We start from the raw sequence: 13875 nt of genomic DNA, 5'->3' as shown, positions 1-13875 counted from the left end.
ATGATTCGATTATTGAAAAATACTTTTTATTGACATCCAAATCCCACGAAACAAGCAATCCAATGATATGGTCACAAAGCAGCGAGCATTTCTTATTCCATTTCCAAATCAAAAATGACGCGAAGGCGAGCCGCAGACAGTATAAATAATACGGCAAGGTGAAGCCGACAATGTCAGTTTTGATTTAGAAATGGAATTAGTTACCTTTCTTCTTTAAAACTAACAATATGTCATCCAGTCCATACCGCACTACTTCCAGTCGATCACTGCATTGAGAAACATAATCACCACTTATGATTGGGATCTGGAATGGAAAGAATGCCGGGTTATTCAGCAGCAGGTTTAGCGCTCCCTTTGCTTCAGGTACAGCATAAAGTGCGGACTCAAACATCAGAATAGTTACATCAGAATCAGTAATGCTAATTGGCACAAATTTCTCATAACAACCTTTGCTCTGAGAGTTCTTGAGTATTCCCCAAGCTACAAAAGAACGCACGGTATAACGTGCGTTTCTTGCAACAGTCTCCCTGTCACCATATTGCTCCTTAATGCGTCCAAACACTTGGGCCTGGGTTATCTGATTTTGGAGATTAAATAGCCTTCCCACTTGCCTAGCAACATTAAACCAAAAGGGATAGGAAGCAGATATTATTATCCAGTGAAGTGGAAGCCACTGTTCAGTTGGCAAACTTCTAGCAAGTGTCAGCACATCATTACGAAATGGAACCAGGTCTGAATCTGGAGCAAACCAGGAAGCCAGAATGCCGATTGCCATCCCATAAGTTTTCTCTCCTCTCTGACTTATACCACCGCTTTGCTTTTGCGTTTTCAGAAATTCATCCAGCTCTGCTCGTATTTCTCTCTCGGACATCCCAGCCAGCATCATCTGAACAGTCCGATCCATCCAATGTTTTTGGATCGTTTGTTTGATGCCCAGTTTTTTATGTCTTTTGTCCATCATCGTATCTTCCTTTCAAACTTCACAAGGGGCACGATGACTTCTTCGATGGCTACACCGCCGTGACCTACGATGGCCTCTCCAAGGTTCACGAATGCGTCGCTGCCACCGGCCACTAAGGGGAAATAATCTGCTGGCAATCCAACCGGCTGCCACTCGTGGGCAAACGGGAAGGCCCCAGCCACCTGAGCGCGGAGTTCCGGCGTGGGATAGACACGAACCCGCTCGCCACGAGTTTCGGCAATCACCCCTTCAGATGGGCGGCCTTTGCCGTTACATTGGATGTTGCCGTGATCCGCTGTCAGCCAGACTTCATAGCCGTATTCAAGCAGTTGGTCGAGCAGCGCAGCCAGAAACCCACCCTGGCACCACTGCTTGATCTGGTTGTGCATCCCGGCCGAGCCGAGCTGCATGCCGTGCATGATCTTGTCGACCTTGTCCACGACCAGCCCCACCACCTTGGTCTTCCCGGGGTGGATTGCGGAGTCGAGGATGCCCGCAGCATCACCGTCGCCAAGGCCGCGCTGGTAGGCGACATCCAGCCGGGACAGACCATGGCCTTCCCAGAACTGCTTCCAGAGCTTCTCTTCGCTGTTAGTCGAGTTGATGGATGATGGGAAATAGAGCGGCGGCTTGCCCGAGAAGATCGACTGCCGCGATACCGAGGTCAGTGTCGGAATCCAGGCGAAGGTCGCGGATTCGCGCACGACCAGATTGGCGTCCTGCTTTTGCAGAAGCTGGCGCATGGTCACCCACTGATCGAGGGCCAGACCGTCAACCACGAGCAGCGCGACACGGCTGCTACTGGAGTCCTCGATATCACGAGCCAGGCGGCGCGGCACATGGTGGAGCATGGCCGGATTGGTCGGCGGCAGGTTGATCAGACTGGAGTAGTGATCAGCCAGCCAACCGGCAAAGGTCGTGTTCAGTGCGTCGCCGATTTCTCTGAGACGGGTCTGATGTTCGGAGCTGTTGCCGCAATGAACCAATGAAGAGAGTTCGGCCCATTTCAATGCAAAGGCGATCCAGTCCGAGTAACGCGCTTCCGCAGTGGGCAGCTCCTTCTCGACAAGGCCAAACAAACGAGAGACCCGCAGCTCGTCATCGTCCACGCCGGAGGTGGCGATACCGCTTCGAACCCAGGACCCGGCATCCACTTCAATGCCTTTGGCCTCGACAGGGGTGAGTTTCCCCTCTAGGAACAGGTTGTCGATGTAGACCTTGATGTCCTGATGGTCAAACGGCAGGCGGTCAGGGCCGGGATACTTGAGGCCGTATTCCGGCGAATTTTCCCGTACCTGATTGGCGCTGCCGACCCTGGAAAGAAAGAGCGGGTAGCTTTCCTGCAAAAAGGCGAAGAAGGCCTCATCGTTCGGAACGATTTGAGAGAGTGGCCAGGCCTTGAATCCATCATGCCCATTAAGAATCTGGATAAGCCGCTCTGCCAGCATCAGCGGGATCTGAAGCTTCCCATAGTGCATACGAAGCAAGGCGCGAAGCAGTTCCACCTCGCTGGCAATTAACTCAGCGGCGATGCCAAATACATGGCGGAGGATGAAATCCTTGGTAGCGTTATCGCCCATGCGATCCGGCGGCGACTTGCGCTGGGCATCAAAAAGTGCGTCCAGCAGGCTTCGGTCGAGCTTCTCGATGACTGGATAGCTGAGCGTTGGGAACAGATCCCCCAGATTGAATGAAAGCTTGCGGCCCGCTTGGAGCAGATCGTATGGCAGGGATTCCAGCTCGGCATCCTGCAATCGGAGAATCACCACCAGGTCGGTATGTTCGCCGCGATCCCAGATCGAGCGGTATTTGGACTCATAGGCGTATCTGAATTCGACCGGATCATTGAACTCAATCAAGTCGAATCCGCGCTCGCGTAATTCAAGCGCCAGTTTCTCTTCGGTCAACAAGCAGTCCGGATCGGCGACCAGAGTCAGCTTGCTGACGTTGGGAACAAAATCATTCAAGATAGCATCTCGCCAGGAATTCATTATTTCCAGTGCCTTCCTGATGAGTAAATTGGGCCATTAGAGTGTGTGGTTTCACGAAAAGGCGGTTCTGGCGCAGCAATGAATTTCTGTGATTCCGTATCTTCTGAATAGCGTTTAAAGCCATTTCGACGCAGACCTTCTTGAGCTTCCGCAAATGAGGAGAATTGAATTTTGTCAAACACACCTGATGCGTCATTGATAAAAAAAACGTTGCAACCTTTATCAACTTCGCACTTGTCGATGAGTGCCCAGTTCTGTTGCAAAAATTCCACCACCTTAAACCAGTAATCCCGGTTAATAATTTCAATCTCCATGACATTTCCTTTCAATTCGCATCATCAGCAGCGGCCGGATTTCAGGCACGATCTGCCGCGCTAATTGCAGTTCATGTCGCCATTCGGATTCGTCTGCATCGCAACGAGATAGTCTGAATTGCCGCACCTCCGGCAATCCAACCCGCTCGATGGCTTTGCGGCGCGAGGCAAAGGAGACGATTCCGCGTTCCACCTCGCGAGCTACAGAGGCGAGGTGCGCCTGCTGTAGGGCGTCGAACAGCTCCTGTCCGGCTTGTTCGGCCGCTTCCTGCAAGCGTTCATGGGCGGTGATTGATTCATCCTGGCCAAGGGTGGTCTGCACCTGGGCTTCAGCAGTCTGCAGTGCATCCCAGATATGCCGAGCCGTGGGCAGAAACAGTTTGCCTTCCTCACTCAGGAACACGCTGACATAACCTCGCCGCACCATGGGGATGCGCAGGAGTTGTGTCTTCTGATGCATCCCGGCCTGAAGGCGGATCTCAAAGAGCCCCCAGACCCCGGAAATGCTGGCTGGCAGCCCGCTCACGCTTACGCAAGGCAATGGTTGGCCAGCCGCGATCTGCGGCAGGTTCAGGGCCAGCCCACGGACACGGCTGTTTTCAAGATTGAGCAGGATTGCGTCGGTCAGGCGATCCGCTTCCCGTGCGTTGAACACGGCTTTGCGATGTTCCTGGCCGTCCGGCCAATTCAAATCCCACCAGGAGCGCCTATGGCTGGCCGCGCCGCCGTGAGAATTGAGGTAGCCCACCGTCATCCGCTCCACCCAGTGGGGCAGTGGATGGGAGCGCAGACGCTCGGCCGCCTGCACATCCGGTTCTTCCGAGATGCCATAGATGGCGGAGGACTCGCGCACCTGCTGAATCTCATCGCGAAGCCGAGCCACCGTGTGATCGACAGAGGTTTCGATACCGTCAGGATTAAGGATGGCCGAGGCGAACACATCCTCGAACAACTCACCGGCCTGGGTCGAGTCGAGCACGTCGCCGGTCTTGTCGATGCCGAACTCGTCGAAGATCACCGAGAGCTTCTGCTCCAGTACTTCGCGGACCCGGAACTCGACCGAATCTTCAAACACGAAGTTGATTGCCCGCACCGTCTTGGGCTGGCCGATACGGTCCACGCGACCGATTCGCTGTTCCAGCCGCATTGGATTCCAGGGGATGTCGTAGTTGATGATGACATGGGCGAACTGCAGGTTCAGGCCCTCACCACCCGCGTCGGTGGAAACCAGCACGCGGTGCGATTTGCGGAAGGCATCCTGGGCCTGTTTGCGCTCTTCCATATCCATGGAGCCGTTCAGGGTAACCACCGAGATCCCCCGGGCTTCCAGAAACTCCTTCAGCATCTGCTGGGTGGGCACGAACTCGGTGAAGATCAACACCTTCAGGTCCGGCTCGTTTTCCTCGGCCTGCAGCTCGTAGATCCACTCGATCAACGCCTCGGCCTTGGCGTCCGGGCCAGCCTGTTCGCAACGAACCGCCGCATCCAGCAGGGTCTCTACATGGCTGCCTTCGCTCTGCAGAGCCGAGACATGGGATTTCAGCAGCTCATCGAGCAGCTCCTGGCCGTCCATGTCGGAGAGTTCGTCGAAGTTTTCCGAGCCATCTGCGCCATTTTCCAGCTCCGCCAAGCGCAGGCTGGCTTGCTGTTCGCCTTCCTTGAGCGCGGTGAGTCTCCGTTCCAGCGTAGTGCGGATCGCCTGGGTGCTGGAGACCACCAGGCGCTGCATCAGGATCATCAAAAAACCGATGTGACGCTTCTTCTCGCGCAGGGCCTGGTTGTAGCCCTCGCGCACGTAGTCGGTCACCGCTTCGTAAAGAAGCTGCTGCAGGTGATGACGGTTCTCCCAGGCCACTGGTGCCATCTGCGTGCGCCGGGGTTTGAAGAGCGGCTTGCCGTCGGCATCGATGGCCTTGCGCTTTTCGGTACGGATGACATACGGGGCCACCCGCTCGCGGGAGACGCTGTCCATATCCGGAAAGGCATCGTCATCCAGCAGGTTCATCAGGCGATGGAAGGCATCGGTCTTCCCCTGGTGGGGCGTAGCCGAAAGGAGCAGCACATAGGGCGCGGCCTCCGCCAGGCCCTTGCCGCGTTTGTAGCGGGCGACCTGATCGGTGCTGCCACCCAGGCGGTGCGCTTCGTCCACCACTACCAGGTCCCAACCGGCGGTAATCAGGTCCTCGAACCGGCTGCGGTTGTATTCGGCGACGCGCTCGGCGGTCCAGCCGCGCCGCTTGTCCATGGGCTTGACCGAATCCAGAGAGACGATCACCTGATCGAACATCGACCAGGCTGAGTTCCGGTGGTCAGCGCTCTTTCCAAATTGGGGGGCCAGGCGCTGCAATGTGCCGATGTCGTCGCCCAGCACGAGCTGGAACTGTTCGTTGAAGTGAGTCTGCATTTCCGCCACCCACTGTGTAGCAATGCCTTTCGGAGAGACGACCAGGATTCGCCGAACCAGTCCGCGCAGCTTGAGCTCGCGCATGACCAGACCGGCCTCGATGGTCTTGCCAAGGCCCACCTCGTCGACCAGCAGGTAGCGCACGCGGTCGCCGGAGATGGCCCGGGACAAGGCGTGGATCTGGTGCGGCAGTGGAATGACGTTGGACTCCATGGGAGCCAGCAATACATGGCCGTCGGTGGCGCTGGTGGAGCCTTCGAGCACCTCGGCCACCTTGGCTGCGGCAGCCACATAGGCAATGCGCCCGGCCTCGATCTCCGGCTGCAGATCGGCACTCAGCGGCCGCAAGGCGGAGCGGGGCACGCGCACCACCGCGTCCTGGTTCGGCAACCAGACACGGCAAACCGTCTGCCCCCACAAGGTCTGTTCTTCGATGACCTTGCAGGCGCTGTTATGATCGACGCTGTATTTCCAACTATCCATTAAGCCGCCTATTTTTGGGGCGGTTGTATATCATGGACAAGCTCTCAATAGTTTCGGATTTGTGGTTAAAACCTCGATTCCTCCGTCCTGGAAATCACCATCATTGGTCATCAACTTGAGGTTGCGTTGTTTGCAGATGTCCACCAAGAGGGCATCATTAAAATCGACGCCACCGGTCGAAAAGTCAGCCAGTGCCTGATTCAAATCCAGTTCATTAGCTGGGATGGAGTGGATTTGAGAGAAACTTAGGATTCTTTTGGCAAATGTTTCTGCTGCTGATGCAATTGCTGAGAAATCAGATGAGTTTCTGAAATCCTTAAATTCCGGATATCGGGATTTGTAGTTTCCTTTCCACTCAATTCTTATGTATCGGTTAAGGTATTCACTCAACACCATTGGATCGAGCACGGGTTGAGCTTGTGCGGAAACAAGGTTTGAAAAAGCTGTCGAGTATTGATTCGCAAACCTATTTGACGGATCAGTTGGCGCAGGGAACAGGTAAAGCCAGACATTTGTATCCACAAGAATCTGCTCATCTGAACCGAAGGAATAGGAAGACAGATCATAAGCCTTATTCTTCATTGTTATCTTCCTCCAACCACGCGTCATCATAAGACTTTTTGTTGGAATAATACTTCTTTGCATTATCAACAACACGCTTGAGCAATTCCATGTCATCAGAGGAAAGCCCTTCAACTTTCAATTGGGTTCGAATCGAATCCTCGCTAAAAGAGCCGTAGAGTTGACCAATTGCGACATTCAGAAAGAGCGAAATCAACATGGTTACATTCTCAAACGAAATGGTAACCTGTTTTCCAATTTTCACGAGTTGCTCTACCTTGTCGAATACTTTCTGGCCGTCCTCGGCGGATATGCAGAGCGGACTGCCTATCAGATCCGCTACCTTTATTTTAATTTGATCACTCATAGTAATTCCTTAATCTTTAGAAGATATCTTCACTTTTCAGCTCTGCCTTCAAACAGTAACTGCTTGTATCCTCAGTGTTAATTTCAATATTTACACAGGTTCCTGGAAAATCATTATCCATTTTCCGAACAAACTCACCATTTGCAGAAAATTCGTAATATCCAAACCTTGATACAACCTGGATCTTTCCGCCATTTATCTGAATAAAGTCTTTGATCAGCTTGAGGCCGAGACCACCTGGCTGATTTCCGGTTTTCGTTGTATTACCCTCTGCCATGGCCCATTCGATGGCCTTGCAGGAATTAAGTTTTGGCATTTTTGTGTATTGTCTTACGTTTTCCCGGATCCCGACTCCAGCATCTGCAATGGTAAAATCCAATCGATGTTTATTCGGATAAAATTGCCCGCAGACAAAAATTCCGGCTTTCGATTGAGAATGAATGGTCGCATTGAGAAATATTTCGAACAGACTTTGCCTAAAGCGTTTGGTCAATGCTTCCGACATGGTCGGAATACCTCTTCCTCGCATATAAGTGTCAAGATAATCATTAAACTGATCTCCAGCGGTAAGCTTAAGAATCTTGAACGGCAATGTTGTCTGGTTTGTATCCGTTAACTCAGGTTGATTGAATACGCTCAGGAATTTGTTTTTCCGAAGAATTGTACTTACTCCTGATGGCAGATTGGAAATTGATACGTCATTCAGATCATCACGAAGTCGTGAAATAACAGCATAAAGCGGAGCTGCCATATTGGCTTCAAAAAAACTGCATGATGAAAGATCTAGTTCAATTGAGTCGAACCAAACATCCTTCGTTTTGACGGCAACATCAGCAATGGCGTTAAAACCACTGCAATTGCTTCTAATTGTGCCCAGATTGAGCTTCACTGGTTACTCCCCTCCCATCCGCGTTACCGCCTGGTCGTACCACATGAGCAGTTTGGGATCTTCTTCGAGGACGTTGTTGGGTATCTTGTCGGCCACGGCGACGATGACGGCGTAGTCGCGCTCCTGCCAAGCTTTCTTGAACCCGGCGCGGACAGCTTCCAGTCGGAAGACCTTGAGCTTCTTCTTGACCTCTTTGTATTCCTCGAACTCCTTGAGCAGTGCCTTTTCGCGCAGCTTCTCGAGGTCGCCTGCCTTGTTGGGATCGGGCACATACCAGCGGTCGCGAGCCTTCGCGACCAGAGTTAGGTCATCCTTGGGCAGGTTGCGCAGCTCTTTCCAGTTGGTGGAGAGATAAGCGTGGATCTGCTCGGGCACGGGGCCTTTGCCGTCGTAGCAGAGGAAGTTCTGATTCAGCAGTTCGCGCAGGTCGAGCTGGGCCTCGTTCTTGCTCCAGCCACCGAGCTGCTGCATGAAATGCGGGTTGATGTCGGAGAAGGTCTGCGGCTTTTCCTTGATGAGCTGGCGGAGCCACTGGATGGCGGAGGCCTCGTCGGAGACGAACAGAGTCATCTGTTTCAGTTCTCCCGAAGTCATTTTCTTCCGGTCGTATTCGGCCACCTGATCCGGCAGGAAATACATGCCGTCACGCTCCATGAAGCGCTGCGCCAGACCGATCTGGAACTCCTGGCTAGAGATGGGAACTGGGTAGCCCTTGCGGACGTAATAGGCAATCATCTGGTCGAACAGAATGCGGGGATCACGTTCCGGGACGAACTGCAGAAGGGCTCCCTGTTGCTTGGTGACCGGCAGATACTTCAAGTGCGTGCGAACAAAATCCCACACACCTTCTTCGGTTTGCGCTTCCTTCTTAAAGCGCTCTTCAAAGCCGCCATTTGGTTTGTAGGCTGAAATAACAAGGTCTTGCTTTACCGCAGTTGGGGTGGTTACAGCTTTGAAGCCTCCCTGTTTTTTGTCCAGAGAAGACACATTAGCGACAACAAAGCCCGCATCAGCGAGAGCTGTTTGAATACTATTCCACACGGAAGACTGGGTATTAGAAAATTCGACCGTCATCCAGCGGCCAGGCTTCAAAATACGATAAAGTTCGCTGAAACAACCGGTCATCAAATTTCTGTAATCATCAATTTTCTTTTCTTGATAGGTGCTTTCAATCGCTTCAGGACTCTGATTAGTCCACACTGATAATTGTGATTCCCAGAGAAAACTCCCTTCGGAGTACATGATGTTGGCACCAAATGGAGGATCAACAAAAACATAATCAAGAGTTTCATCTTTAATTGCTTTTGATAAGGCTCCGGTTGATTGTGTGCCACAAATATTCCTGCTCTTTATTTTGGAAAGCTCGGGCAGAACCTTATCAAGAGATTTAATCTTTCTCTCCAATACATCAATGAAATTTTTTTCTTGCACCATTGATGCAATATATAAAACTCCGGGCATACCTCCGCCACCACCAGTGAATGATTGCTTTTTATTGATGTAATTTAGAATTGCAGAAATTGCCCATTTCAGCTCTTTTGTTGGAGCGGTTATCCACGCATCATAAAGAATCAGATAATTTCTTGACGTATAAAAATGATGAGCATGCGTAATTCCATAATGGTAACCAGACCTCCATATTGCCCCCCAATTCTCACCACCTTTGTGCATCATTGGGATCGGATCAATACTCAATTCTGCCAAGTTTTTTTCAATCTTAACGAGCAATGTAAGGTCTTCTGAATCTGGTTTTTTCTCGAAACGTTTACCTTTAAGCGAATAATTAATTAGGGCTGGAACTTGTTTGTTTCGTGAAACTGGCTTTTTTAATAAAGCATCAAAATAGGTTTCCGTAGCATGAGACATCATTTTCTTGTTGAGCAACGCATTACATGTATGGCACCGAAAGGAATCGCACACCTTCCCCTCAGATTTATCAAATGCAACATCCATGAAAACTAACTCAGCAGAACAGTCTGGACAAAGAAAGACATCACTCCAAACCACATAGTTGATTTCGCCAGTAGATTTGTTGTCGATATGTTTGGTTTCGTACAGCCAGTTCCACTTGTCTTTCAAGTTGTTAATAAACTTACTTGCAATGTATCTGAAACTCGAGCTTGTATATGCGCTCGAATAATTGTTTGCAATGAAAGTTGCAATGGGCGAAAGATCATTCAGAACGGCTTTTCGAGCACCAAGCTTTGAAAACGGCCGCCAAAACTTTTTGCCATTCTCATCCGTCTCTTCTTGCAAAATGGTGCCGTTCGGCTTCACCTGGTAGCCGAGAGACATCACCACTTCGCGATCACCACACATCTGCGCAGCCACGCCCGTCATACCGGTCCCGCAGAACCCGTCGAACACGATATCCCCTGGCTTCGTGTAGTGGAGGATGTACCGCATGATGGCCTTGTGGGGCACTTTGGTGTGGTAGGAGTGCGCGTTGTAGATCGGGTCGTTCTTGCCCTCGCTCACATCGGCGGCAAAAGGTTCACGATGGTAGTGGTGGCCTTCGGGTTGTTCCGGCTTCTGCGCATCCCATTCGGCTATGAAGTCGGCGATCCACGGGTTCGGGCAGGCGGTGTAGTACGGCGGATCGCTTAAGGCAAGGATGTCCTCGTCGCTGCCGATGGGAAAGCCTTCGATCTTGCGGAACTCCGGGTCCTGCAGCTTCTTGCGCAGCTCCTCGGTAAAGTGGGCGCGGCGTGCCTCGTCGTTCTCGAAGGTCATGCCGAGACAAGTCACCGGGCCGGAGGGCTTCTGCGGCTCTTCAAGCAGCGAGTCGAACATATCATCCGCCTTCATAGTGTTATTCCCATATGATCGGCAATCCGCTTCGCTAATTGCTTAAAGTCTTTTTTCGCGTCTTGCACAGCATTGGCGTGAGCGCCAATCGCACCATCCGCCGAGGTGAGGTTAAAGATTGGTTTACGATGTTCCTGAGCCATCGGGATCAAGCTCCGGTAATGCTTGATTGTTGCCAAACAGTAGGGATCGTCTTCCTGCCGAATAGGAGGTGTAGAAGGGTTTTCATCCAATACCGATTCCCTGTAAACATCAGGAATACGCTGTACCCATTTGTCGTAGGCTTTGACGGGGCGATCAAGTCTCACGCCATGTTGTTGGCAAAGATAGCCAATGGGTTGCATTCGGCCTTTTGGTAGTAGAAAATCGGGGAAGTTGGATTTATCCGCACTCGCGTTCCAATTATCCAGCCTTTTCTGCCATAGTCTTTTCCAGCTTCTCAGCGTAGGACCCAAATTCTTTAAGCCTTGCAACGAAAAAAGATCGGCGCCCAGTGGAATCACCACATAATCCGTTGCCAGCAATACAGAACGGTTGATCGCACCCAGGTTAGGGCCAATATCCACCAGAATCATGTCCGCCTGCACTTTGGCGGCAGCCTTTTGCATGACCTGCCAAAAAGAGCTGAGTATTCGCATGGGGCGATACAGATTATTGTCGCCCATGCTGTTTGGCCATTCAGCAGACAAAGCATCCTCATAGCCGGATAGATTGACATCACCAGGTAACAGATAAAGATCTGTCGCAACATTTTGCAGAACAGGCTCAGCTATGTCGCCTACGCCTGTCAGCGGTTTGACGCATTGATAGATAGTTGATCCCAGGTTCTGTTGATTCCAAATGGCCTCTATGCTGTCTTCATCCAGGAAAGCGGCTGTCAGATTGGCTTGCGGATCTAAGTCGATAATCACCACACGTTTTCTTAAGCCGGCGAAGGTCCACGCCAGATGATAAATAAGGGATGTTTTACCGACCCCGCCTTTGTTGTTGAAAAATGTCAGTACCGGAATGCTCATTGTTTTCCCCTCAAGATACACAATACTGTACTTTGGTTGGTTTCAAACTCGGGCGGCGGGTTGCCGTTTTTCTCCATCTCTTTTCTAGCGGTGGCTATGCCTCGGCCAAACGCTTGAATAAAGCCAAAAGTCTTTAATACTTCCCCGATATTCGGATTTCGATAATCAGTGATACCCGGTTTTCCAAAGTTTTCTGAGGTGACATTGCCATAGGGCCCGCCAGGACTATTGATTTCAATACGGTCGTTAAACCAATACACTCGCACTGGTGCATTTGTGCTTTCATAAGTCCGATGCAGTACCGCGTTGTAGAGTATCTGTTGAATGGCAGCAGGCGGATAAGGCATTTCCTTAGTATGTGTGGCTTCTGAGGTAATATCGATTGCGGCGCGGTTGTGCGACTTTAGCTTTTCTTCGGTCCGGCGAAGCATTTCTACGAGTGCGCCGCCTATTAGTTCTTCATCGGTTACCGGATCAGCAAGTTCCGTTCCGTCGATACGCAAAAACTGGATATTGGCGCCAGGTAGAAAGTCTTGGGGACTTTTACCGATTGCCAATAATCCGAGTACAGTTGGTGTCGTATCATAGGGAGAAACAATCATTTTGCACGATGCTAAACGTTCTTCATAGGTTCGGCCATTGGTTTCCAATACATCCGCGGCAAAGGCCGCTGGGAGGAATTCATTTTCAAAAATTGTTTTTGAGAGGTCCGTAACCTTGGCACTGGGTACAGGATAAATATCGAACGGGAGATTTTTATATCTCCTTTTTTCGTTGAGTATGCGTTCTTCCTGCTCATTGGCAATGGAACGACGCGGTCCTGTACGAATCCAAATACGCCCATCATATTTGACAGGCGGCATGTCGGATGGCATGACAGTAACCACTGCCATTTCGGCACCTTTCAAAATCCGTTTTTCTACGGATAAGGTTGGCAGTGGCAAGATATTGCCATCGGTTTTCATATCCGCAAGAGACAGTAAAAGCTGATCCGTCACATCTAATCCCGACGGCTCGCCATTATCTTTAGCCCCAATAAACAAGACGCCAGGCTTGTTGTGCCCCGGCAAATCGTTGGCGAAGGCACAAACCGCCTGGCGTGCTTTTTTGGGTACATCGCCTTTAAAGGTTTCCTTACGTTCCGCGCGATCAGACTCGGTATCATTCAGTAAGTCTTCCAGTTCTTGATCAGAAAGTCGTTTCATGCTATGTCCTTATTCCATGACGATCCGCACCTTGGCCGGGTCCTTGCCCTTGGTGAGCTGATCGATGTACTCCTCAAAGCGTTTCTTCATCTCCGCCGGGGTGGCCGGGCCGTCGGTAACTTGCAGGGCCTGTTGCAGCTCCTGCGCTTTGACGGTGACCTTGACCAGACCGGAAAGCACTTCCTTCAGCGCGTGGACAAAGTTGCTGTCCAGCGGCACCGGCAGTTCCTTCGATTTGATGAAGGCCTCCAGCGGCTCGCGGTCGTCGATTTTCAACAGATCCATATTGGCCTGGGTGATCGGGTCCTCCAGGTTGCTGAGGATGGTGGAGTTCCAGGCCGCCACCATGGCGTCGAGCTGGGCGTCCATCTGGTCGACCATCTGCGAACCTGCAGCCGCACCGGTTTCCACCGAAGGCCGGAACCCGCAATGCGGGCAGATGGGCGAGGCGTCGAGGTTTTGCTCGGTCAGGGCGAAGCAGCTCTTCAGCCCGGCCAGGCGGTTCTGGTAATCGGTGAGCTGCTGCCGGGACATCAGGTCGATACCGGCTAGTTTGAGCAGGGTTTGCAGCCGCTGGTCGTTGAGCAGTCCGGCCTTGCGCTTGTCGTCGTTCACGCCCAGGCGGGTCTTGGTGTGCAGGCCGATGTAGGCGACGGTGTAATCCTTCTTCAGCTTTTGCAGCTTGGCCCCGATGCTCTGGGACTGGCTGGCCAGCTCGCTCAGGTCCGCCTGCTTGAGGGCATCCAGCACGTCCTGCCGGGTGGTCTTCATGCGATCCACCCAGTCATGCTCGGCGGGCAGCACCGCCTCGGCGGTGGAGAGCCAGGACGCCGTCGGGCTGTGGTCCATGATGAACTCGCGCAGGGCGTCCAGCTC

Annotated in this window: 11 protein-coding genes; all 11 read right to left on the bottom strand. The window is 51.9% G+C overall.

The annotated features are described in order from the left end of the window. Positions 1 to 196 precede the first annotated feature (196 nt). The gene (locus tag J5I83_RS10975; protein WP_304055969.1) at positions 197 to 961 is read right to left on the bottom strand and encodes a hypothetical protein; all 765 of its coding nucleotides are present in this window, start codon (positions 959 to 961) and stop codon (positions 197 to 199) included. Beyond that, entirely contained in the window at positions 958 to 2928 is a 1971-nt protein-coding gene (pglZ, locus tag J5I83_RS10970; protein ID WP_304055966.1) for a BREX-3 system phosphatase PglZ, read from the bottom strand. The genes J5I83_RS10975 and pglZ overlap by 4 nt, the downstream gene beginning before the upstream one ends. Positions 2929 to 2951: 23 nt before the next feature. Next, complete coding sequence (locus J5I83_RS10965; RefSeq protein ID WP_304055964.1) at positions 2952 to 3266, bottom strand: hypothetical protein; 315 nt, start codon at positions 3264 to 3266, stop codon at positions 2952 to 2954. Beyond that, complete coding sequence (locus tag J5I83_RS10960) at positions 3256 to 6153, bottom strand: DEAD/DEAH box helicase (RefSeq protein ID WP_304055963.1); 2898 nt, start codon at positions 6151 to 6153, stop codon at positions 3256 to 3258. Before J5I83_RS10960 ends, J5I83_RS10965 begins: the two co-directional genes overlap by 11 nt. A 30-nt stretch (positions 6154 to 6183) precedes the next feature. Next, positions 6184 to 6735 (bottom strand): type II toxin-antitoxin system VapC family toxin, encoded by a 552-nt coding sequence (locus J5I83_RS10955; protein WP_304055962.1) that lies wholly within the window; start codon positions 6733 to 6735, stop codon positions 6184 to 6186. Then, positions 6725 to 7081: an STAS-like domain-containing protein gene (locus J5I83_RS10950; protein ID WP_304055961.1), complete on the bottom strand. Its 357-nt coding sequence runs from the start codon at positions 7079 to 7081 to the stop codon at positions 6725 to 6727. The genes J5I83_RS10955 and J5I83_RS10950 overlap by 11 nt, the downstream gene beginning before the upstream one ends. 16 nt (positions 7082 to 7097) lie before the next feature. Then, entirely contained in the window at positions 7098 to 7970 is an 873-nt protein-coding gene (locus J5I83_RS10945) for an ATP-binding protein (protein WP_304055959.1), read from the bottom strand. 3 nt (positions 7971 to 7973) lie between these two features. Next, on the bottom strand, positions 7974 to 10778 hold the full coding sequence (locus J5I83_RS10940; RefSeq protein WP_304055958.1) for a DNA methyltransferase: 2805 nt from the start codon (positions 10776 to 10778) through the stop codon (positions 7974 to 7976). Beyond that, positions 10775 to 11794 (bottom strand): ParA family protein, encoded by a 1020-nt coding sequence (locus J5I83_RS10935; protein ID WP_304055955.1) that lies wholly within the window; start codon positions 11792 to 11794, stop codon positions 10775 to 10777. The genes J5I83_RS10940 and J5I83_RS10935 overlap by 4 nt, the downstream gene beginning before the upstream one ends. Beyond that, a complete protein-coding gene (locus J5I83_RS10930) occupies positions 11791 to 12999 on the bottom strand; it encodes an ATP-binding protein (protein ID WP_304055954.1) in 1209 nt (402 codons plus the stop codon). Before J5I83_RS10930 ends, J5I83_RS10935 begins: the two co-directional genes overlap by 4 nt. A 9-nt stretch (positions 13000 to 13008) precedes the next feature. Then, a partial coding sequence (locus tag J5I83_RS10925; protein WP_304055953.1) for a DUF6079 family protein occupies positions 13009 to 13875 on the bottom strand: 867 nt, incomplete at its 5' end.

Source organism: Nitrosomonas communis (assembly GCF_024102715.1).
GTDB classification, from domain to species: Bacteria; Pseudomonadota; Gammaproteobacteria; order Burkholderiales; family Nitrosomonadaceae; genus Nitrosomonas; species Nitrosomonas communis_B.
The sequence above is the reverse complement of the archived record's forward strand: the minus strand, read 5'-3'. Positions and strand labels throughout refer to the sequence as shown.